This window comes from Moritella sp. 36 (assembly GCF_018219415.1).
GTDB lineage: Bacteria > Pseudomonadota > Gammaproteobacteria > Enterobacterales > Moritellaceae > Moritella.
This window is the reverse complement of sequence record NZ_CP056120.1, coordinates 2,386,484-2,408,546: the sequence shown is the minus strand read 5'-3', so window position 1 is coordinate 2,408,546 and position 22,063 is coordinate 2,386,484. Positions and strand designations below refer to the sequence as shown.

Annotated in this window: 25 protein-coding genes, 2 pseudogenes and 1 other annotated feature; of the genes and pseudogenes, 12 read left to right on the top strand and 15 right to left on the bottom strand. The window is 38.6% G+C overall.

Translation table 11 applies throughout. From position 1 onward, the window contains the following. Positions 1 to 37 precede the first annotated feature (37 nt). Entirely contained in the window at positions 38 to 1,654 is a 1,617-nt protein-coding gene (locus HWV03_RS10870) for an NAD(P)/FAD-dependent oxidoreductase (RefSeq protein ID WP_211679745.1), read from the bottom strand. Between the two features lie 223 nt (positions 1,655 to 1,877). On the opposite strand from HWV03_RS10870, the gene fdxA reads away from it, so the two are divergent. After that, positions 1,878 to 2,201: a ferredoxin FdxA gene (gene fdxA / locus HWV03_RS10865; protein WP_211675445.1), complete on the top strand. Its 324-nt coding sequence runs from the start codon at positions 1,878 to 1,880 to the stop codon at positions 2,199 to 2,201. Positions 2,202 to 2,415: 214 nt separating this feature from the next. Beyond that, positions 2,416 to 2,859 (top strand): hypothetical protein, encoded by a 444-nt coding sequence (locus HWV03_RS10860; protein WP_211679743.1) that lies wholly within the window; start codon positions 2,416 to 2,418, stop codon positions 2,857 to 2,859. A gap of 57 nt (positions 2,860 to 2,916) precedes the next feature. On the opposite strand, the gene HWV03_RS10855 is transcribed toward HWV03_RS10860, so the two are convergent. The 10 genes from HWV03_RS10855 to HWV03_RS10810 form a co-directional block, all read right to left on the bottom strand. Continuing rightward, positions 2,917 to 3,762, bottom strand: a complete 846-nt coding sequence (locus HWV03_RS10855) for an MBL fold metallo-hydrolase (RefSeq protein WP_211679741.1) — start codon at positions 3,760 to 3,762, stop codon at positions 2,917 to 2,919. A 428-nt stretch (positions 3,763 to 4,190) separates the two neighbouring features. Then, the gene (locus tag HWV03_RS10850) at positions 4,191 to 5,018 is read right to left on the bottom strand and encodes a hypothetical protein (protein ID WP_211679739.1); all 828 of its coding nucleotides are present in this window, start codon (positions 5,016 to 5,018) and stop codon (positions 4,191 to 4,193) included. Positions 5,019 to 5,266: 248 nt separating this feature from the next. Beyond that, on the bottom strand, positions 5,267 to 6,511 hold the full coding sequence (locus HWV03_RS10845; RefSeq protein ID WP_211679737.1) for an MFS transporter: 1,245 nt from the start codon (positions 6,509 to 6,511) through the stop codon (positions 5,267 to 5,269). Between the two features lie 40 nt (positions 6,512 to 6,551). Next, positions 6,552 to 7,007 (bottom strand): GNAT family N-acetyltransferase, encoded by a 456-nt coding sequence (locus HWV03_RS10840; protein WP_211679735.1) that lies wholly within the window; start codon positions 7,005 to 7,007, stop codon positions 6,552 to 6,554. Positions 7,008 to 7,068: 61 nt separating this feature from the next. Next, positions 7,069 to 7,587 (bottom strand): GNAT family N-acetyltransferase, encoded by a 519-nt coding sequence (locus HWV03_RS10835; RefSeq protein ID WP_211679733.1) that lies wholly within the window; start codon positions 7,585 to 7,587, stop codon positions 7,069 to 7,071. A 173-nt stretch (positions 7,588 to 7,760) separates the two neighbouring features. Then, positions 7,761 to 8,174: a GNAT family N-acetyltransferase gene (locus tag HWV03_RS10830; protein WP_211679731.1), complete on the bottom strand. Its 414-nt coding sequence runs from the start codon at positions 8,172 to 8,174 to the stop codon at positions 7,761 to 7,763. A gap of 49 nt (positions 8,175 to 8,223) precedes the next feature. After that, entirely contained in the window at positions 8,224 to 8,370 is a 147-nt protein-coding gene (locus HWV03_RS10825; RefSeq protein ID WP_211679729.1) for a hypothetical protein, read from the bottom strand. 183 nt (positions 8,371 to 8,553) lie between these two features. Then, positions 8,554 to 9,186 (bottom strand): LysE family translocator, encoded by a 633-nt coding sequence (locus tag HWV03_RS10820; RefSeq protein WP_211679727.1) that lies wholly within the window; start codon positions 9,184 to 9,186, stop codon positions 8,554 to 8,556. A 117-nt stretch (positions 9,187 to 9,303) separates the two neighbouring features. Further along, the gene (locus HWV03_RS10815; RefSeq protein WP_211679725.1) at positions 9,304 to 9,744 is read right to left on the bottom strand and encodes a GNAT family N-acetyltransferase; all 441 of its coding nucleotides are present in this window, start codon (positions 9,742 to 9,744) and stop codon (positions 9,304 to 9,306) included. A 98-nt stretch (positions 9,745 to 9,842) separates the two neighbouring features. Next, positions 9,843 to 10,247 carry a GFA family protein gene (locus HWV03_RS10810; RefSeq protein WP_211679723.1) on the bottom strand — a complete coding sequence of 135 codons (405 nt, stop codon included), beginning with the start codon at positions 10,245 to 10,247 and terminating at the stop codon, positions 9,843 to 9,845. Positions 10,248 to 10,377: 130 nt separating this feature from the next. On the opposite strand from HWV03_RS10810, the pseudogene HWV03_RS10805 reads away from it, so the two are divergent. Beyond that, positions 10,378 to 10,569, top strand: a pseudogene (locus HWV03_RS10805) (IS110 family transposase); the annotation flags it as partial. Positions 10,570 to 10,683: 114 nt separating this feature from the next. On the opposite strand, the gene HWV03_RS10800 reads toward HWV03_RS10805, so the two are convergent. Continuing rightward, entirely contained in the window at positions 10,684 to 11,079 is a 396-nt protein-coding gene (locus HWV03_RS10800; RefSeq protein WP_211679719.1) for a hypothetical protein, read from the bottom strand. A 219-nt stretch (positions 11,080 to 11,298) separates the two neighbouring features. Here HWV03_RS10800 and HWV03_RS22770 point away from each other — a divergent pair. Beyond that, positions 11,299 to 11,555 (top strand): annotated as a pseudogene (locus HWV03_RS22770) (IS110 family transposase); the annotation flags it as partial. A gap of 132 nt (positions 11,556 to 11,687) precedes the next feature. On the opposite strand, the gene HWV03_RS10795 reads toward HWV03_RS22770, so the two are convergent. Continuing rightward, positions 11,688 to 12,539, bottom strand: a complete 852-nt coding sequence (locus HWV03_RS10795; RefSeq protein WP_211679717.1) for a PhzF family phenazine biosynthesis protein — start codon at positions 12,537 to 12,539, stop codon at positions 11,688 to 11,690. Positions 12,540 to 13,030: 491 nt separating this feature from the next. Further along, positions 13,031 to 13,150: a sequence feature (His leader region), on the top strand. Between the two features lie 37 nt (positions 13,151 to 13,187). On the opposite strand from HWV03_RS10795, the gene hisG reads away from it, so the two are divergent. Genes hisG through hisIE form a run of 7 tightly spaced genes read left to right on the top strand, consistent with a single transcriptional unit; the run spans position 13,188 to position 19,604 of the window. After that, positions 13,188 to 14,099, top strand: a complete 912-nt coding sequence (hisG, locus tag HWV03_RS10790; RefSeq protein WP_211679714.1) for an ATP phosphoribosyltransferase — start codon at positions 13,188 to 13,190, stop codon at positions 14,097 to 14,099. Between the two features lie 39 nt (positions 14,100 to 14,138). Next, a complete protein-coding gene (gene hisD, locus HWV03_RS10785; RefSeq protein WP_211679711.1) occupies positions 14,139 to 15,434 on the top strand; it encodes a histidinol dehydrogenase in 1,296 nt (431 codons plus the stop codon). After that, positions 15,431 to 16,498 carry a histidinol-phosphate transaminase gene (gene hisC, locus HWV03_RS10780; RefSeq protein WP_211679709.1) on the top strand — a complete coding sequence of 356 codons (1,068 nt, stop codon included), beginning with the start codon at positions 15,431 to 15,433 and terminating at the stop codon, positions 16,496 to 16,498. The genes hisD and hisC overlap by 4 nt, the downstream gene beginning before the upstream one ends. 44 nt (positions 16,499 to 16,542) lie before the next feature. Then, positions 16,543 to 17,616 (top strand): bifunctional histidinol-phosphatase/imidazoleglycerol-phosphate dehydratase HisB, encoded by a 1,074-nt coding sequence (gene hisB, locus HWV03_RS10775; RefSeq protein ID WP_211679707.1) that lies wholly within the window; start codon positions 16,543 to 16,545, stop codon positions 17,614 to 17,616. Next, positions 17,616 to 18,218, top strand: a complete 603-nt coding sequence (gene hisH, locus HWV03_RS10770; RefSeq protein WP_211679705.1) for an imidazole glycerol phosphate synthase subunit HisH — start codon at positions 17,616 to 17,618, stop codon at positions 18,216 to 18,218. Before hisB ends, hisH begins: the two co-directional genes overlap by 1 nt. A gap of 1 nt (position 18,219) precedes the next feature. Further along, positions 18,220 to 18,993 (top strand): imidazole glycerol phosphate synthase subunit HisF, encoded by a 774-nt coding sequence (gene hisF, locus HWV03_RS10765; RefSeq protein ID WP_211679703.1) that lies wholly within the window; start codon positions 18,220 to 18,222, stop codon positions 18,991 to 18,993. Further along, the gene (gene hisIE / locus HWV03_RS10760; protein WP_045110493.1) at positions 18,990 to 19,604 is read left to right on the top strand and encodes a bifunctional phosphoribosyl-AMP cyclohydrolase/phosphoribosyl-ATP diphosphatase HisIE; all 615 of its coding nucleotides are present in this window, start codon (positions 18,990 to 18,992) and stop codon (positions 19,602 to 19,604) included. The genes hisF and hisIE overlap by 4 nt, the downstream gene beginning before the upstream one ends. A 144-nt stretch (positions 19,605 to 19,748) precedes the next feature. On the opposite strand, the gene rsd is transcribed toward hisIE, so the two are convergent. Further along, positions 19,749 to 20,222, bottom strand: a complete 474-nt coding sequence (rsd, locus tag HWV03_RS10755) for a sigma D regulator (protein WP_211679701.1) — start codon at positions 20,220 to 20,222, stop codon at positions 19,749 to 19,751. Between the two features lie 279 nt (positions 20,223 to 20,501). Further along, on the bottom strand, positions 20,502 to 21,146 hold the full coding sequence (locus tag HWV03_RS10750; RefSeq protein WP_255547163.1) for a lysophospholipid acyltransferase family protein: 645 nt from the start codon (positions 21,144 to 21,146) through the stop codon (positions 20,502 to 20,504). 349 nt (positions 21,147 to 21,495) lie between these two features. Between HWV03_RS10750 and HWV03_RS10745 the strand changes: the two genes are divergently transcribed. After that, positions 21,496 to 22,059: a GbsR/MarR family transcriptional regulator gene (locus HWV03_RS10745; RefSeq protein WP_211679699.1), complete on the top strand. Its 564-nt coding sequence runs from the start codon at positions 21,496 to 21,498 to the stop codon at positions 22,057 to 22,059. Positions 22,060 to 22,063 lie beyond the last annotated feature (4 nt).

Below are 22,063 nucleotides of genomic sequence, written 5' to 3'. Positions count from 1 at the left end.
ATTTTCTAAAACTTATTTAAACTCACTAAATAAGTAATTAAGCTTCTTTTACAAGCATAGAAAGCGCCATTGCTTCCGCTACTTTAATGCCATCTATGCCCGCAGATAAAATGCCACCAGCATAACCAGCACCTTCACCAGCAGGATATAAGCCTTTCGTGCTAACACTTTGGAAATCACGACCACGTTTAATACTTACAGGCGATGATGTACGAGTTTCAACACCCGTTAGTGTTGCGTCTTTCGAAGAGAAACCTTTAATTTTCTTTTCAAAAGCAGGAATGGCTTCACGAATAGCTGCAACAGCAAACGGAGGAAGAGTTTTGCTTAAGTCTGTGAATTTAAGACCTGGCTTGTATGAAGGAACCACATCACCAAACTCACCTTCGCCACGACCAGTAAGGAAATCACCTACAGTTTGTCCTGGAGCGTCGTAGTTGCTACCACCAATAACAAACGCATTTCTTTCCCACTTACGCTGTAAGTCTATACCTGCCAATGGGTTACCTGGGTAATCTTCTGGTGTGATACCAACAACGATAGCGCTGTTCGCATTCATTTCATTTCGTGAATATTGGCTCATACCATTGGTAACAACGTGACCCTCTTCTGACGTTGCAGCAACAACAGTGCCGCCTGGACACATGCAGAAGCTATAAACTGAACGGCCATTCTTACAATGATGAACAAGTTTATAATCGGCTGAACCTAGTAGTGGGTTACCCGCATTTTTACCGAATCGAGCTTTATCTATTGCTGATTGTTTATGTTCAATACGGAAACCTATTGAGAAAGGTTTAGCTTCTAGATAAACACCACGTTTTTGTAGCATTTCGAATGTATCACGCGCACTGTGGCCAATAGCCAGAGAAACATGGTTTGTTTCAATAATTTCGCCACCAGCAAGTTCAACGCCTGTAACTTGATCATTTTCAATTAAAATATCATCAACACGAGCACTAAAACGAATTTCACCGCCTAGCGCAATGATATCTTTTCGCATACGCTCAATCATAGTAACCAGTTTAAATGTGCCAATGTGTGGCTTACTTAAATACATGATCTCTTCAGGTGCGCCTGCTTTAACAAATTCAGTTAAGATCTTACGAGCATGAAATTTAGGATCTTTAACTTGGCTATACAGTTTGCCGTCAGAGAATGTCCCCGCACCGCCTTCACCAAATTGAACATTCGATTCAGGGTTTAATTCACGCTTACGCCAAAATCCGAATGTATCCTTCGTTCTTTCACGAACTTCTTTACCACGTTCAAGTACAATTGGTTTTAATCCCATTTGAGCAAGAATTAGCGCAGTAAATAAACCACATGGGCCAAAGCCAATGACAACAGGACGCTGCTCTAGCTCTTCTGTTTTTTCAGCAACAAATTTGTATTCCATATCAGGGGTAATACGAACATGTTGATCTTTTTCAAACTTAGCCAGAAGCGTTTGCTCATCTACGCTATCAGCCAACGTAATATCTAATGTGTACATTAAGATAATCACATCACGTTTACGTGCATCATAACCACGACGAAAAACAGTATATTCAATCAATTGTTCAGGTTGAAGTGACAATCTCTGTAAAATATATTCATTAATAGCTTGATCATCATGATCTAGCGGAAGTTTTACATCGGTTAAACGTAACATAGAAAATTATCCAAATATCAAAGTGCATCGCGCTGTTAGAGCACTAGCCAGAAAACTAAAATCTTAGGGCGGGTATTTTACGTTATTATTAATAAATATGCATTTTATTATTTGAAATTAGGTTGTTTTTCAAGCCTCTTTTACTGCCTTTATAGGATGTTAATTGCTTTTAAGTCGTGCTTACGTATAATGCCAGCACTTTGAAAATTGAGGAACAAGCATCATGGCTTTTGTCGTAACCGAAAACTGTATTAAATGTAAACATGGTGATTGTGTCCCTGTATGCCCTGCTGATGCCTTTCATGAAGGACCAAACTTTTTAGTCATAAATCCGATAGCCTGTATTGATTGTGGACTTTGCGTACCAGAATGTCCTGTCGATGCAATTTTCCAAGAAGATGAAGTGCCTGAAGATCAAGAGATATTTATCGAATTAAATGAAGAGCTCTCTGAACTATGGCCTGTAATCACGGATAAATGCGAGCCACCAGCAGATGCTGACGTATGGGATGGCGTCGAAAATAAGCTGTCCTTACTCGAGCGCTAATAATTGCTATACCCTATCATGTAACCCAAATCCATCTATTCTAACCTTATGAAAATAGTGTACCCAGTAAATTAGGTATATAAGGACAAAAAATCCAGCTAACTGATGTTGAATCACATTTTTCAATCTTAGTCATATAATCAATAGGTTAGGAGTTATTCTTCGTGATACATTCAGCACGTTAGATATTCTCACTAAAATTAAGGATGATTAAATGGCTGATATTTACAAAAGTGATTCAGGTTACTCAGAAATGGTTGGGGTCTTTGAAACTGCACATTCTACTAGTTACAGTGGCAAATGGGGCAAAGTGTACAAAGGTTCAACCGAAGTTGGACAATGCGAAAGTCAATCAACAACAGGTTACAGTGCTAGATGGGGAAAAGTGTACAAAGATTCAAACGAAGTTGGAAAATGGGAAAATGAATCAACAACAGGTTACAGTGCTAAATGGCACAAAATTTATGATGTTTTTGGTCAAGAAGTAGGTCGATACGAATGTGCGAGCTCTACTAGCTATAGTGCTAAGTGGGGCAAGGTGTATAAAGGTAATAATCCACATTCTTTACAAGAAGTCGGTGTGATTAAAAACGCTAAAGATGATGATGAAGCTTTACAAACAGCAGCTGCGGCCTTGTTATTAGGTCTTTTAGATTGATACTATAGTCCTTCCCCTCTTCATAATTTATGGAGAGGGTCTCAGCGGCCTGTTAAGTCAAATAATTACGCGGCGTCCTGTTGGGAAGTACTCAAGGGCATCACCAAGCACACCTTTTAATATTTCATAGGCTTTCATACCTGTACAATGGCCAGTATAGAGCTTATCTATTGGATAAGTGAGCATGGTTTCACCAATTGCCTCTATGTCTTTCTTTGTTCCGCCAATACTATTAAATAAAGGTAGTCCGACCAAATGAAATCCACCGACAACAGCCTTAACTCTCGTGTTTGGAAACAATTCAATAGCGGTTTCAATCATATTGAGCACCCCACTATGAGCACAACCAGTAAATATTATAAGACCATCATCTTCTTTGATGACTAAGAGTAACTCATGGTCAAATGTGTCGGGTTTACAGCCATCACATGAATCAGTAAAGAGATATTTATTACCTTTTGGCTGTTCATACTTACGACTCAGACTTGTAATAATAAAAATATTTGGCCGTATCTCAGTAGTTTTATTAATGAAGCTGAATCGACCACTAGCCTTGTTTAATAATGCTTTATCAATACCCACATTACTTTTGAAACCAAACGCTTTGAAACTATAATCAGTTTCTGTACATTCGCGGAAATAGACCTGAGCCTGAGAATTTCGGTCAAGGAAATGAGTGACGCCATTACAGTGATCATGATGACGGTGCGAAATAATTGCAGTATCAACATCTTCCATCTTAATGCCTAATAAAATGGCATTATCACAAAAGGCTTTACTGCTACCAGCATCAAACAGAATTTCTTGCCCCATCGTTTTTATATGAAAAGATAACCCTCTTTCAACCGTAAGGTCTGTTCTATCATCTAATCGAGTATTATCAATTAACGCTGTCAGTATCATATTGACTTCCTAAACCATTGTTTAGTTAAGTCTACTATACCTGAATTTTCAGGTGCCATTATTTACACTAGTTTATTAATGTTACTAACTACTTAACAGCCATTTCACCACTCAGATAAAAGCCCTCTTTAATGCTTTAATAATATGAGATACCGTCGCATGGGGGAAGCGCTTTGTATTATATCTAATCAAGGCTTGCCTTCCTATTGAGCTCGCGTGAGCAGTTGTGATATGACAAATCTATCCCATTCCTTACATGATAAAATGTATGGCGAAGTGTCAATATGAATGAGTAGAATCTCTAACGCAGAAAGGGGCAGAATCGAGTTAAAGTTATTGTACTAAGGCGCATATGGACGCCCCCCTGCTTTATAACCATACAGAGTTAGCTATCAATGTTTGATAAGGAAGAATTGCAGCCTTTGACATCACCAACCTAGTGGGAAGCTAATATAAGCGCGGATCACCATATCGTTATCCCAAGCCAATATCGCTTGATAATCAGGTGCACTCGCGGGTTTATTATCATAAGGATCTAAATTATATTTTTTGTACACGGCACTGATAATAGTGCTGCTCTTTTTAATCCAATCAGTTGTATTATAAACTAGGCTAAACGCATATTGATTTTCAAGCCAGGCATCGCCATCATGCCATTGTTGCGCTGATGCGTTCATTTCCAGCTTTTCCCTTAAAGCAAAGCGCACATCCGCACTGAGTGACATTGCCCCGCTTTTATTTTGCAAATCCTCTCGAGCGTAACCACGTTGTTTCGGCGCATCATCATCTATTTCTAAGAAGTAATAACCCGTTAAAAACGCCGAGGCTACAGACAAAGAAGGTGAGTCGTACTGGAGATTAATTCCCGGCATCAACTTAAACTCTTGCTCTACTGCACTTACTGTATTGCACCTCCCCTTGATGTCTATTAACCAATTAACCGATGCGTCTTTAGAAAGCTGCGCGAGTAAGGCTTTACTTAACAACTTAAATTGATACCAAATAGGAATATGGTCTTGATCAAGCTCATCCTTATCTCGATCAATAAAAGCATCAACACTTCCAGTTAACAGAATCTCATTCTCTGTTGTGTGTAATACGACAAGTCCAACCCCAGCACCGAACGTATGCGAGCTTTCCTGAGCGACGAAAAAATCATGCACACCTGCATTCATTTTCCAGTCGGCGGCATAAAGCTGAGTTGTAAAGGGGCATGTCAGGATGAATAAACGGGTACACAATGTTGTATTAAACATCTTAGTTATCACCATTTAGTTATTTTATCTGCTAAGTGTAGGCGAATAAGATTAAATTAGATGGTTTACAGGACTATTACTGTCGGTACACATAGGTAGGATTTTAACAAGTGACTCACTTAAAGCTTGTAGTGCTATGTAGTGGCTAAGTAATACTGTTCCACGCTCAGATATGATCTATACGACGAAAAGCAATACCATAAGTCTTTACAATATTGCCTAATAAAATTGATGACCTTGATTGCTTGTTATGAATATTTTTCAATAGCAACTACAGGACCCTGCTTGTTTTTGATTGTCATTACATAAAGCCCAATAGCAGCAACAATTGAAATTGCGATCACACTATACCAAGTAAAACGGTAACCATAATTATCGATAAAGTAACCGATAACGATAAAACTTGGCATAACCAAAACACTTCGGAGCGTAATCAGTACACCTTGGATTCGCCCTCGATGACGAGATGGAGAGTTATTAGCTAAATATATGCCCTCTTTCGTCAACAGCAGGACTTCACCGGCAGATAGAAATAACCAAGCGAGAAAATGCACGGGAATATTTGGGAACAGCATTACTAGCATATATCCAAATGCAAACATAAAACCTGCATATGCCAAGCTGATTGTTTCAGCTTTATTTGCCGTAAACTTCATTAACATTGGCGTAATAAATACAACTAATACACACGCATAGGTCATTAGCTGCCCAAATACAATGGGCCCCTCGTCTCCAAATATATGGCTCAAATATAGCGGGCTTGCCATCGTCATTTGATTTAATGAGTACCACAATAATCCGCAAAGGAAAGTGAAAAACAATAGTCTTGGTCTTGCCCTCAGGACAGACCAGACAGAGCCAGAAACAGGTTTTTCTAACTCACTTTCCTTTATAGGTTCAGTTTCAGGTTGTACCTGAATAAACATAGCCACAATCAAAACGCCAAACAATGCGGCGAAACCATTACCAAAGAATATCCATTCGGTATAATTCCAGAATAAATACCCCGCCATAATTGGACCTAAAGCTGAACCAAAATTATAGGCTAGATAGCTCAACGACATGACCGCATCACGATTATTCGCATTTGATAGATCTGCGACTAAAGCGTTACTTGCTGGTAATGCCAAACCAATAAAGAAATAAGCACCAAATAAAAATGCTGGCACCAATACAGGAGCATCAGAAAAGAAACCACAGAAAATGAGTAATAGAGCCCCTATAAACTCACCGAAAACCATGACCAGTTTATACCCTAATATATCCGATAACTTCCCACCTAAAAAACTACCCAAAAGATAAGTCCCAGTAACCCCCATAGCTAGAGAGCCTGCGACCGTAGCTGAATAACCCAACTTATCTGTTAAAAATAAAACTAAAAAGGGAATGATAAAATTACCCATTCCTAAAATCATTCTTGCGACCGCTAGATAATAGATATTTTTCGGTAAACCACGATAAATCGAAATCGCTGACAAAAACTTCTGAATCATGAAACGCCTAAAATATTTGGAAAATGTTTTCATTCCGTTTTTAAACTCTGGTTATGCTAAAGGGCAAGCTTGAACTTAAGGTAAGCTCCATTTCTATTAACCCATTCACGTCTACGGTTTGAGTAAACTTCTTTTCTTTATATAGTTTGACGGCTGGGTTTTCACTAAAAACGCGAAGAAGTAACTTTGTCGATTTATGCTGCCTTGCATGTTCAACAATAATATCGAGACTTTTACTTCCAATTCCCTTTCCTTGAAATTCTGGACTTAACTGTAAATCTCGTAGAAAAGTGGTTGATTCGTTATAACTAAAACGAACAACACCAACACGAAGTCCATCCGCGAATATGTCAAAATTATCCAATTGGGCCCAGTTATTTTTATACAAATTGCTATCCCAAACGATATTCCGAGTTAAATAATAACGAGACATATTGGACTGAGTTAGTGACTCTGCATATTTCATCTCAGAAGCACTTTTAAACTGGATATCCATACTTACCCCTTGAGAACACATAGACATTAAGACGCTCTAATCCGCTGTATTCAAGCGTTTGTTAGGCAACATTAGTACACAATTTCAATCTCATTGGTTGAACAGACAGCACTGATATTTCTCGGAGCCTTTCTAATGACCCACAAGGCTCAAACCCAATCGTTTTATATAGATGAACAGCGGCCATATTGGTCGTTGTTACTGCTAAAGAAATATAATCCAAACCACAGTTTTTTGTCCATTCGATGATTTTGTTAAGCAATAATCGACCAACACCTTGACCACGAACACGAGAAGAAACCCACATTTGATAGATATGGGCTGTTTTATCGCTCGGACTGTGAAGCATTCCCCAAGCTAGACCTATTGCAACACCATTTAGCTCTGCAATAAGTGGCCGTGCATATTTCGCCCGATTATCAGGATCAAGACGAGAAACCCACTCTTCATTAGGAAACTGAACCTCATGTTCATAACTACTGCCAAACGAATCTGGCGAGTCTTGTAGAGATAAGAGGCGGAGTTCTTTATAAATTGCCCAGTCTTCCTTATTTAGAACTCTTATATTCAGACTACTCATGTCTATCCTTTGATGCCTAATGCCCAAATAATGGGCTGAAATATATAGCGAAACGTAACCAACTGTTACGTGCCCTCGTTTATTTTCTTGTTATGTGTCGGTTAACGCCATATGGATTAACGGGAAAGGATTACCTTGCCCATCTAATGGCGAACGACCGATAACGCTAAAACCTAAATGAGCGATTTGGTGAGGAATGAAAGCGATGAATCTAAAGGGTAGTTCTCCAACACCATTTGGCATTTGTACCCATGCTTTTCATAAAAGGGTTTGGCTTGGAAGCTTAATGTATCAACAAGTGCTGACTTACACCCTTCTGATTTTGCATACTCTTCAATAAGATGAAGAAGCTCGCTACCGACTTGCTTACCTCTCATGGAATCATCAACCCAAAGGAATTTAATAAGTAACCAATTCCCCCAAAGGTCAGCGACAATGCCACCCATTTTTTTGTCCCCCTCTACGGCGTAGTAGCTAACCTTTGACTTGATAATACCGCCCAAAAATGGAGTGTTATGCTTGATTAAACCACAACGGATCTCATTGATATCATTATCTGATGGCTCTATATCTAATTTATATTCCATATACTACCTAAACTCGAATTGATTGGTTGTGCCTGTGCTAAGACGTGCTCTACAAAGGCTGACTTTTTAAGCGGTACTCAGATGCCTCAATATGCTCAATAACTGCATCAGGAAACAACGTCAGTATCTCCCGGAGGTATCGCTGAAACTGCTCTTCACAAGATACCTGATATTCTTCAGCACGATAAAACTTCATGGCATCTCCTGAAAGACATAGACATAATGACTCCCCACTAGATGCTAGGTGGGTATATTTTAACTAGTTCCATGAATCTACTCCGTGACGCCTAACGTCCACTTAAGCTGACAAAATAGTTGGCTAAAATAGTACAACGAAGTGAAACATAGACAACTGTCTTTGTTCCGTTGTAAGTTATTGTTATATTTCATTTTCCACAGATGCCATTTTTACTCCTGCAAAAATAAGCATCATTCCAGCAGAACGATTAATAAATTTAATAATCGCAGGTTTTACACCAACACTGATTGATTTGAACCCCAAATATCCATAAAAAGAGTAGCAAAAAAGATCTAAAATAAGCGTAATTAAACATAGTAATGCTAACTGAGGCAGGATTGGATTAGATATGTCAATAAACTGGGGTAGCAACGCCGAAAAATATAAAAGAGCCTTAGGGTTAGATAACTCTAAAACAAAGCCTTTTAAAAACACTTTATATCCACTGCCTTTTTTATTACTGGATGTATTTATACTCAAAGGTCCCGCATGGCTGAAAATAACAGTGAAACCAAGATATAGAAGATATGCAACGCCCATCCATTTTATTATAGAAAAAAGAGTATGCGAGGCAATTAAAAGCGCCGCGATTCCGGTTGCTGACAAAACGAAAAATACAACGTTTGCAGTGGCAATACCTAAAATTACTAAAAAAGACCTCTTAAACCCATTAGATACAGATTCGGCTGTTACTGCAATTGCCGCAGGTCCAGGCGAAAGTACAACTACAAATGTAGTTACGAGAAAAAGCATTAGTGTTTCAAATGGAATCATCAGATCTTCCTTGATAGATGTAAATATAACGCCCTAATACTGAGCAAATATCAGTTGGTTAAAATACGCGACGAAGGAGCAAAAACCAACTGTATTTTGTCTTTGTTTAACAGTTTGTTAAGTGTTGTATGCATAAAAATGCCAATTACTCTTACTAGCATCCATTGAGTCGTAAAGCTTTTGTGCGACCTCATTATCTGGAGCTGTTACCCATTGAAGCCTTGACGCATTATTTTCAGATGCGTATTTATGACAATGTTCTACTAGTTTTCTACCGACTCCCTTACCTCGTAAGCCCGACACAGTATATAAATCATTTAATACAGCAACCTTGGAAATAATACTTGAAGCGTAAGAAAAATATACTGTAGCAAAACCAACCACGATACCATTATCACGATAAATAAACTGACAACCCGCAGGGTTAGACTCGCCAAATTGAGAGAAAAACACTTCATTTTTAAAATCTGAAATATCAGCGACATTGTAAAACTCTTGATAAGCACGAATCAAAGGTAATACTTCCATAATATTATTTTTAGATACAATTTCGATCACACTGAACCTCGTAGATAGATGAAGACACTTAACTCTTTTGTAATCAGTTTATTTTGTCGTACGGAGCACCGGTAAATAAATCTGCGTTCACAAACTTGTTATGTATAGTTCGGAAACTGTTTATGCTTCTCAAGATCATCATTAATTTCATGCCAAGGAGCCTTTGAATCTGTAAACATATGCGACCTAGCTTTAAACCCTGGATCAAAATCTAAACTTCCAGCTGAAATCCATATCGATTTTTCTAATTTGTGTTCAAATATTATTTTAGAACCACAGTTTGAACAAAACGAACGTCGTACATTTTCAGAGGATTGAAAATAGCTTAAACATTCACTCCCTTTAATAATATTAAATGAACTGGTTGAGAATGCTGCGAAGGCAGAAAATGGAGACCCGTGAATTTTTTGACATATACTGCAATGGCAATAACCAATATATTTTGGTTTCTCTAGAACTTCAAAATGTATATTCCCACAGCAACAACTTCCCGTCATTTTCATTCTTTAATCCTCATAATTTATTCCACATAGACATAATTACTCCCACGAGGTGCTAGCCTCCAACTTCGTGGGTTAGTTTTTAAAACCAGAGCCATAATATATTTGTTACAAAATATTAATGGAGACTAGCATGAGTAAACATAACATAGTTTTTATTGGCATGGACACACGCAAATTATTTATTGAGGTCGCTTATATTGAAGATGTGCGGGGCGTCAAAAAAATTAACCTAGGCAAGAATACACCAACTAAACAATCGGTTACAAAATTGGCTCGTCGGTTCGAATCAAAATATCCACATGCAACCCTACACTTCGTTTATGTGCTTAGACTCTGGGATTTGGCAATTAATAGTGGTTAAAAAAAAGTATAAACCGGAGTAAATAAAAAGTTGTATTACACAATTTTTTATTTAGCTCTGAGGTTTACATTGTCATTAACTCTCTTTGTTCGTTGATGTGTTTTGCTCGAAATCAATGAACTCAAAAGTGATATATGGAATAAAAATCAATAAACTTGATATAAAAGCAAGGTTATATATACCAGTAAATTGTTCACTCGAAAACGCTATATATCCGAATGAAATTGCTGATAAACAGCTGCTTAAACTTGACATCGCAGGCCATAATCCTCTTGGTTTTTCATTACCTAAAAGCATAGTATCATCAATACTAAACAGTAAAGCTAATATGAAAGTGATAGGAGTAATTATATATAGCAAACACTCACGCTGAAGTGATGGCATTAAACTCATCAATATATATGATATAAAGCCGAGTAGTGCTCCAAGCCCGCTCACAATAGATAGTTTATTCTTTATACATAACTGCATATTACTTTCCTTTATTATCTTTGTATTTGATTGATTGGTTCTAATGTTGCCGTATAGATATTAAAAATACTAATAAAGATCAAAAAACAGTAATAAAACCAAACTAAATAACTAACAAAAGCTTATTTAAATGTTTGTATTAGCTATAAATTAGAAATCTAGCATTGTATTTTTCTTGTTAATTGCTTAGACATAATGACTCCTACAAGGTGCTAGCCTCCAACTTCGTGGAGCAGTGGTGGCAGTCGTAAGTTCGGATCTATCACCAAGAGTGGTAATTGCTGGTCGAAGGGGCACACCTATCGTTTTGCAGCAAACATATCCAAAGAGCTGTAACTTCGACAGGAAGACCTAGGTAAAACCATTGTTGATATCGCATGGAAAGTACAGCTTAGGCTGTGGCGTCGAGGCAACACGATAACGTGATTATCACGGCAATACCGCGGGAGATGATTGCCTATATCAGGGCGATATAGCATGAAATAGTGCTGACACCCGTAGAGCCTAAATTAAGGGTATCGAGAGGGCCTGCATGATAAAATTGTTGAGTTAGCGTATAGGATCAAGCATCGGGTGTGGCACAATCACCGACGGCTTATACCTAAAAACTATACAAAACTTATGTTTGCAACCTTAATAACTTCACCTGATATCCAAATGTTGGATATTGAATTTTCTTTAGTTTCCACAAAAGCTTCTATTTGACTAGGCCTTCCTAAAAAGCGACCTTGTGATATGAGTACCGGCTGCTCTGAAGGCGATAATAAATGTTTAGTCAGGTATGCGGCAGCTGGTCCAGCAGCGCTCCCTGTTGCAATATCTTCTACGGCACCATCATTATCCCACGTTCTACCTTCGAAATTGATTATATCAAAAACATATACAAACTTTGCTCCAAAGCTTTCTAATAACAATTCAAAATCAGAGACCAAAATTTTTGCATTGTCTATACCACTAGATATTGGAACAATTAGATAAGGTAGCCCTGTTGAAATCACTTCTAATGGATAATTAGCCACGTTTTTTTGTGTTAAATTTAAAGCTAAAAGAACCTTTTCTTTTTCGTCATTATTTAGTGTACGAATAAATTCAGGCTTTCCTTGTGCCATAGACGCATAGAAATATTTAGCAGTCTTTTTAGTTTTTACATTAATAGATTTTTTGTTTAAATCTATTTTCCACTCTCTTGGATTACAGTCGCCTGACTCTTCATGTAAATGGGCAGCTAAACCGATAATGGGATGACCAGCAAAATCTAATTCTTCCTCTACAGTAAATATCCTTGCTCTAACGGATAGCTCATCGTCATTTACTGAAACAAATATTGATTCAAATTGGCGCATCTCTTGTGTTAGTGAAAGCATTTTATGATCATCTAATGAGTCGTAATCATAAAATATTGTCAATCCATTACCAGAAAGCTTCTCTTTAGCAAAAACATCCACTAGTTTACACTTCATAATTTATCACTTATTCCTTTAAGATTGAAAAGAGCTCTCAAAGAGTAACCCTAACAGTTTGTTATACAGAATCCCGTATAACATGAAATCCAGTTTAATTTAATTATTATAAACAGTACCAAATATACTATTAATTACAAATAGATAATGGAAAATAGCGGTTTTAAATCAAATAAAACCAGGTCACAGACCTTATCGTGAAATTTATCCACAACAACGTATATGGGAAATTGATATGAGTGACGGCGCTAAAGCGGTTGGTTTGATCCTACGATTGAATATGCACACAAGTCCCTATATTGCCTAATTAAGATAATGCAATAAATAAGTACTTTTAATACTAAATAGCAGTAATGGAAGATAATTTATAAATAATTCGCCAAAAAGCATTGCAATTTTATCCTAGATTGTTATTGTGAACTCAACCACACTTATTAGTAACAATATACTAACTGGAAAAACATTATGAATAACAACCTGAAAGTAAACGTGCATCACCATCATCATATTTGATTAGCTTTCAGGCTGTTGACTGGAGGTGTATGCATGCAAACTTCCGGAACTCATTTAGAAAAACCCTCGGAAGATTGAACTTCCGGGGGTTTTTTCGTTTATAGACAATTATTTTGACAAGGTTAAAGGATTACTATGTTAGAAATCAAAAATGAACAACCAAGACTAAGAATCGCAATTCAAAAATCAGGCCGTCTTAGCACTGAATCCCAAAACCTACTTAAAGCAATGGGCCTTAAAATTAACATGCGCGAACAACGTCTGATCGCACACTGTGAAAACATGCCCGTTGACCTTCTACGTGTACGTGATGACGATATTCCCGGTTTAATCATGGACGGCGTCGCTGACCTTGGTTTCATTGGTGAAAACGAACTAGAAGAAAAAGAACTAGAACGTAAACGTCTTGGTGAACCCGCTGAATACAAACTGCTTAAACGCATGACATTTGGTGGTTGCCGCTTATCTATTGCTGCAACAGAAGAGTTTGACTACCAAGGCCCGCACTCACTAGAAGGGTTACGTATTGCAACATCATACCCTGAACTACTAAAACGCTACTTAGATAAAGAAGGCGTTAATTTTAAATCAGTCATGCTCAATGGTTCAGTTGAAGTTGCTCCTCGTGCTGGTATTGCAGATGCGATTTGTGACCTAGTATCAACCGGTGCAACACTTGAAGCTAACGGCCTGAAAGAAGTGCAAGACATCTTCCACTCTAAAGCCGTGCTAATCCAAGCAAAAGCAGCCTTATCTGAAGAGAAGCAAGCATTGGTTGATCGTTTGATGGTACGTGCTCAAGGTGTAATGCAAGCAAAAGAAAGTAAATACATCATGCTACACGCACCAAAATCACAACTCGATGCGGTAATAGCCCTACTTCCAGGTGCAGAAAACCCTACTGTATTACCACTTGCATCGACTGACGATACAGTTGCAGTACACTTGGTAAGTACCGAAAAGTTATTCTGGGAAACAATGGAAGAACTTAAACAGTTAGGCGCAAGTTCAATTTTAGTATTACCAATTGAGAAAATGCTCGGTTAGTAGCAAGCATGCATAAGCAATGTTAAGGGAGGATCAAGCATGAAGACAGTAGTATGGGATCAACTTAGTCAAGTAGAACAATCAGCATTATTAATGCGACCTGCAATATCAAACTCGGCAAAAATAGGTGACATTGTTACCGATATAATTGCCCAAGTAAGAAATGAAGGTGATACCGCATTAAAAGCATTAACCGCAAAACTTGATAAAGTTGAAACGGATTGTTTACGTGTGACAACGGCAGAAATTGAAGCTGCAAGTCAACGCGTAGACGATGAAACTAAACAAGCTATCAAACAAGCACAGCAACACATTCATCTTTTTCATGAAGCGCAAGTACAAGATACGGTTTGTGTAGAAACGATGCCTGGTGTTATGTGTGAAATGCATACGGTTGCGCTTGATGCTGTTGGTTTATATATCCCAGGCGGCACAGCCCCACTACCATCAACTGTACTTATGCTTGCTACACCGGCTAACATTGCAAATTGTGAACGTATTGTATTAACAACACCACCACCGATTGCCGATGAAATTTTATTTTCCGCCCAATTATGCGGTGTCACCGAAATTTATACACTTGGTGGTGCACAAGCAATCGCAGCCCTAGCCTACGGATCTGAATCTATACTAAAAGTAGATAAGATCTTTGGCCCTGGCAATGCTTTTGTTACGGAAGCTAAACGCCAAGTAAGCATGGATATTAAAGGGGCTGCTATTGATATGCCCGCAGGACCATCGGAGGTATTGGTGATTGCCGATGCTGACGCTGACGCTGGTTTTATCGCAGCTGACTTACTTTCACAAGCTGAACACGGTCCCGATTCACAATCCATACTGGTTGTATCATCGAGCAAGTTAGCGGCAGAAGTTGCTCAAGAAGTTCAGCAACAATTAGCGTGTTTGTCTCGACAGGAGATAGCTGTACAGTCTATTGCATCAAGTTTAATTATTGTGACCAATGATATAGACACATCAATTGCAATTAGTAACCTCTATGCACCAGAGCATTTAATTGTTCAAACTGAGAATGCACGTAGTCTGTTGCCGAAACTGAAACATGCGGGTTCAATTTTCTTAGGTGCTTGGTCACCAGAGTCTGTCGGTGATTATGCAAGTGGTACTAACCATGTATTACCAACCTATGGTTACACCAAAACCTATTCAAGTTTAGGTCTTGCAGATTTTACTAAACGCTTCACTGTTCAGGAGTTAACCCAAGATGGTCTCAAGAGCTTGGCGAAGACGGTCACTTGTCTGGCTGATGCAGAAGGACTCGACGCACACAAACGTGCCGTCACAATCAGAATCGATCGTTTGGGAGCAACGCTATGAGCAAAAAATTAACGCAACTCGCAAGAAAGAGCGTACAAGAACTAACGCCATACCTATCAGCTCGTAGAATCGGTGGTACAGGTGATATTTGGTTAAATGCCAATGAAGCCCCTGATTCAGGCCACTATTCATTAGACTGTAGTCGCTTAAATCGCTATCCCGAGTTTCAACCCGCATCAGTAATTAATGGTTATGCCGAATACGCGGGGGTAACACCAGAACAAATTATCACTACACGTGGTGCTGATGAAGCGATTGAACTGCTGATTCGTACTTTCTGTGAGCCAGGTAAAGATAGTATTCTCATTAATCCACCCACTTATGGCATGTATGAAATCAGTGCTGAAACGTGTGGTGTAAATATCATAAGACAGGATCTAGATGCGAATTTCGACCCTGATTATGATGCGATTAAAGCACAGCTAGACACGGTAAATGTTGTGTTCTTGTGTGCACCAAATAACCCAACGGGTAATCTACTTAGTACAGACCACTTAACTGATTTATTGAACGCAGCAAAAGATAAAGCCATTATCGTATGCGATGAAGCTTATATCGAATTTTGCCCCGAAGCATCACAAGTATCATTGTTGCAAGACTTCGATAACCTTGTCATTTTAAGAACACTATCAAAAGCATTCGCGTTAGCATCATTACGCTGCGGTTTTGCATTAGCCAGTAAAACCGTTATTGGTTTACTGTCAAAAGTAATTGCACCTTATCCAGTACCTGAGCCTGTGGCACAAATTGCCACTCAAGCGTTAACAGAATCAGGCATTAGTACGATGCAAGCCCGCGTAACTCAGCTGAATGGTATGCGCAGTGCATTTATCGACGAGTTAAATCAGTTGCAGGGGGTAACAAAAGTATTCCCAGCCACAGGTAACTATGTATTAATACAATTTAGCGATAGCCAAAAAGTGTTTAGCTTATTAGGCGAACAAGGTATTGTATTAAGAGATTTTAGTTCCAAAGTAAGATTAGAAAACTGTATTCGAATCACCTTAGGCAGCGCGGCTGAAATGCACAATACATTAGCCGCTTTAAAGTCCGTACTCTCTTAATATAAGAGCATTAAAAAATAAAAATACACAAGCAGGAGCCCGATGTGAGCAAGGAAAAATTCTTATTTATTGATCGCGATGGTACATTGATTGATGAACCAATTAGCGATAAGCAAGTCGACAGTTTAGAGAAGCTAAAATTTGAACCTCTAGTGATCCCAGCACTACTTAAATTACAAGCTGCGGGTTTCACACTGGTTATTGTGTCTAACCAAGATGGTCTCGGTAGTGATAGCTATCCACAACGTGATTTTGATATTCCACAAAATGCCATGATGGAGTTGTTTGCTTCACAAGGGGTTAAATTCGAGTCAGTATTACTCTGCCCTCACTTTACCGAAGATAACTGCAGTTGCCGTAAGCCACATTTAGGCATGGTAAAAGAATACTTACAGTCAGGTCGTATCGATTTTGCTAATTCATATGTTATTGGTGATCGTATCACTGATATCCAACTTGCCGAAAACATGGGCATTGAAGGGATTTTCTATAACAGAGATAACTTGAATTGGCCGATGATCGAACAGAAAATACTGAATAAAGGTAACCGCGTGGCGAGTGTAACCCGCACCACGAAAGAAACTAATATTCAAGTTGATGTCGACCTCGACAGCCAAGGCGGTAATAGTATTGATACCGGTATGGGGTTCTTTGATCATATGCTAGATCAAATTGCTACTCATGGCGGTTTTCAACTAAAACTGAGTGTAGCGGGAGATCTGCACATTGATGATCACCATACCGTTGAAGACACAGCACTGGCGTTAGGTAATGCGATCAATCAAGCATTAGGCGACAAACGTGGTATTGGCCGCTTTGGTTTTGTATTGCCAATGGACGAATGCGAAGCATCTTGTTCTCTGGATCTATCAGGCCGTGCTTACTTGCAGTTTAGTGGTGACTTCCCTCGCGATCATATCGGCGAATTTGCAACCGAAATGGTACCGCACTTCTTCCGCTCTTTAAGTGATGGCATGGCGGCAACCCTGCACCTTAAGGTCGAAGGTAAAAATACCCATCACCTTGTTGAAAGTCTATTTAAAGTATTTGGCCGGACACTGCGTCAATGCATTAAAGTCGAAGGCGATGTACTACCAAGTTCGAAAGGAGTGCTTTAATGGATCAAGCAAATAGCAAGGTTGTTATTATCGATACGGGTTGTGCCAACCTCTCGTCGGTAAGATTTGCCGTTGAACGTCTTGGTTATACAGTAACGGTAAGTCGTGAATCCGACGTATTACGCAACGCGGATAAATTATTCTTACCCGGTGTTGGTACTGCGCAAGAAGCGATGAAAAACTTAGCTGACCGCGAACTCATTGAGTTAGTAAAAAGCCTCACTCAACCTGTGTTAGGCATTTGCCTTGGTATGCAGTTACTGGCTGAATTCTCGGCTGAAGATGATGTTGTAACGCTTGGCTTAATTAATGGCACTATTGACTCAATGCCAAATGAAGGTGTTCGACTGCCTCATATGGGCTGGAATCAAATAATACCGCAACAAGATCATCCGTTATTCAAGGATATTCCAAGTGGCAGTTATTTCTATTTTGTACACAGTTATGCGCTTGCCGTTGGCAGTGACACGATTGCAACCTGTACGCACGGCTCACCGTTTACTGCTGCCGTGCACAGAGATAATTTCTACGGAGTGCAATTCCACCCAGAGCGTTCAAGTAAAGCGGGTGCACAATTAATCAAGAATTTCCTGGAGATGTAATATGTTAGCAAAACGCATAATACCGTGTTTAGATGTTAAAGATGGTAAGGTCGTCAAAGGGGTTAAATTCCGTAACCATGAATTGATTGGCGACATAGTTCCACTTGCTAAACGTTACGCTGAAGAAGGCGCTGATGAATTAGTATTTTATGATATTACAGCCAGTGCTGACGAACGAGTTGTCGATAAAAGTTGGGTTAGCCGCGTTGCAGAAGTAATTGATATTCCTTTCTGTGTTGCTGGTGGAATAAAAAGTGAAGAAGATGCAGCGCGTATTTTAGAGTTTGGTGCTGACAAAGTATCAATCAACTCCCCTGCACTTGCAGATCCAAGCTTAATTAACCGCCTTGCAGCCAAATTTGGTGTGCAATGCATTGTGATTGGTATCGACAGTTATTTCGATGAAGACACCCAAGAGTACAAGGTATACCAGTTCACAGGCGATGAAACACGCACGCAAGTGACTAAATGGACAACCTTTGAATGGATCAAAGAAGTTCAGAAACGTGGCGCTGGTGAGATTGTGCTTAATGTAATGAACCAAGACGGTGTTCGTGGCGGTTATGACACTGTGCAATTGTCAAAAGCCCGAAAAATTTGTAACGTGCCATTAATTGCATCTGGCGGAGCCGGTGAAATGACTCACTTTAACAGCGTATTTAAAGATGCCGACGTTGATGGCGCATTAGCTGCAAGTGTATTTCATAAGCAAGTCATCAATATTGGTGAATTAAAAGAATATCTACGAGATCAAGATGTGGAGATCAGAACATGATAACAAACGAACAAATTAACCAACTTGATTGGAAAAAAGTAGATGGTTTAATGCCGGCAATCATTCAAGACTCAGTATCAGGTGAAGTACTGATGCTGGGCTATATGAATGAAGAAGCTTTAACGACAACACGCGAATTAGGTAAGGTGACATTTTTTAGCCGTACTAAACAACGTTTATGGACAAAAGGGGAATCTTCTGAGAACTATTTATTAGTGCAAGAGATCACCAAAGATTGTGATAACGATGCATTACTTATTACCGCTAAACCTTGTGGTCCTACTTGCCACCTTGGCACTGAAAGCTGCTTTGTAACAGAAAACAAACCTGCACTTACTTTTATCGCACAGCTGGATAAAGTATTGGAACAACGTAAGACAGCGGATCCAGAAGAAAGCTATACGGCAAGTTTATTTGCCCGTGGCACGAAACGCTGCGCACAGAAAGTGGGTGAAGAAGGTGTTGAAGTTGCTTTGGCTGCCGTTGCAAAAGATCGTGACGAATTAGTGAATGAAAGCTCAGATCTCCTATATCACCTACTCGTACTGCTACAAAAAGAAGATGTGCCACTGACTGAAGTGGTTCAGTGTCTAGAAAATCGTCATAAATAACGTTTAAACCGACACTAAATAGGTATTTAATCGACCTGAATCAGTTAAAACTCAGGATTTTACGAGCCTTGAGTTTTAACTGTATATTTAAACAGTACTTTTAATTACCGCCAAAGGCAGCCGTAATACAACAATTATTTTTTATTAAGCCGTTTGTGTCACTTGCTCAAATAAAGCAGCAATCAATTTATTCTCTAACTCAAAACGTTGATCAAGACCTCCCATAAGTATCGCTAAATCACTATCTAATTCATTCAATAGTAAATCAGATAGTTCTGAATATTTATCAGTAAAGTATAAGAGAATAGAAGTTGTCTCACTGATCTGAAGCATAATTAGTTGAAGCTCTTCAGGACATAATTTACCGTTCATTTCATATCGTGCAATCAGAGCGTCATAAATTTCAAAGTGCCCCATCGAAATATAATCAACTAATGTATTGCAAAACTCTTCAATTGCAAAACTAGTCGGTAAAGTTCGCTTATCTTGACTAAATGGCGGTAATCCTGCAATTTTATAGTAATTAACGATCAGATTATGGCGCCTAGATAGTAAAAAATCTATAAGTTCGTTCTTCCCTTCCCATTGCAGAACTGCCTTTTTATTTCTAGTTAACATTTAAATACCCCTTTATAAGTAGCTGATTAGTAAACCTATTACAGAAATGACGATCAATCAACTAACAGTATTTAGAAATATGATTTAAATCCTGTAATTCAGGTTAAAAGCTAAATGTACCGAGGAGGAGGTTACAACGAATCAAACATCATTAGAGTCATGATTATTACGGTGGAAGCTGTCATAATGGCCACGAATATTGTAGTGGCCATTCTTTTATAACGCGTTAGCTGTTAATGATTATGCGTAATGGAAGAAGAAAATATCAGTAACCAATATTCATTTAAATTTAGCTAAGCAATACTTCTCTTTAAATTTCGGTGTAACACCTTTAAATACCATATCAATTGCCGCTAGATCTTTTTCAATATTCCCAGTGACCTTTATCACATCACCTATGGTTACGCGCTTATTCTTATAATCTAAACGGTACAAAATAATTGGCACATTTGCTTCTAGCGCAATGTAATAAAACCCTGAACGCCAAAAATCTTGATATTTCCGAGTGCCTTCAGGCGACATCGCATATAGAAACTGCTCTTGAGTATTAAAAATATCAACAACACTCTGAACCATATTGGTCGACTTTGAACGCTCAATCGGCACTCCACCTAAAAAAGTCAGTATATTTTTAAATGGCCAACAAAACATCTCTGATTTTCCTGCCCACTGCACATTCACTTTATTAGCAAATCGCGCGCCCATCAATAACGGAAAATCCCAATTAGACGTATGTGGAGCATAGGCAATGACTGCTTTTTTATATTCGTGTGGGATCGGCTCGCAATACCAGCCCGTTAAATCAAGTACTTTTCTTGCACACGCACTAAAAAACGAATTCTGAGAACTATCCGTACTTATGCTTTTATCGTTTTGGCTATGTACAGGTTCTACTGGGGGTGTACTTTCATTATTTATTGGCATTATTTAATCCTTTACGCACAATTTATATACAGTCGATTGATTCACATAAGAACAGTTGAATATCAGGATAAATAACATAGATATTAACCTTATGTAAATTAACTTAATTTAAAATACTTTATAGCTGCATTAAGTTAGTCTAAATCACAATCACTTACTCGAAAAACACAGGGTGTCATTAAATGCTGTTTATAACAAGTCTTTGATAAATCTAATCCTCTATATAGCGTTTTGATATAAATCAACAAAACTTTACACTTATAAACGTATTTATACAGAATTTGACCTTGATCAAATACAACTAGTGATTTAAACTTTCAGAAATTTCTGAAAGTTCGTTAGGTAGCATGTGAATATCTCCGCACAAAACCAATCTTTTGTTTATCACTTCGGTGAAATGGGCAGTCGTTGGGGCTTTAACCGTACGGTTGGCCAAATGTATGCGCTTCTTGTTATTACAGAAGAGCCTGTCAGCGCAAATGATCTTGCCAGTGGCTTAAATATTTCTCGTGGCAATGTAAGTATGGGCATTAAAGAACTGCAATCATGGCAGTTAATTCAAGTTAGCCACATTCCTGGTGATCGTAAAGAGTACTACAGTGCCATTGGCAGCATTTGGGATATGGCCAATACTGTATTCAAAGAACGCCGTAAGCGTGAAATTGATCCAACGCTCTCTTTACTTCGCACTTCTTTACTAGAGAAGCCTACCGATACTGGTGATGAGTACGCTCAAAGTAAAATGCAAGAGATCCATGACCTACTGGAAATGGTCACTGAGTGGGCAGCAGAATTACAACGGCTTAACCCAGAACAACTCAGTAGATTAATGAAGTTGGGTGCTGGCGTATCCAAAATGTTATCTGTAAAAGAGCAATTGTTTCCAAATAAAAAAAAATCTGATTCTAATTAATCTC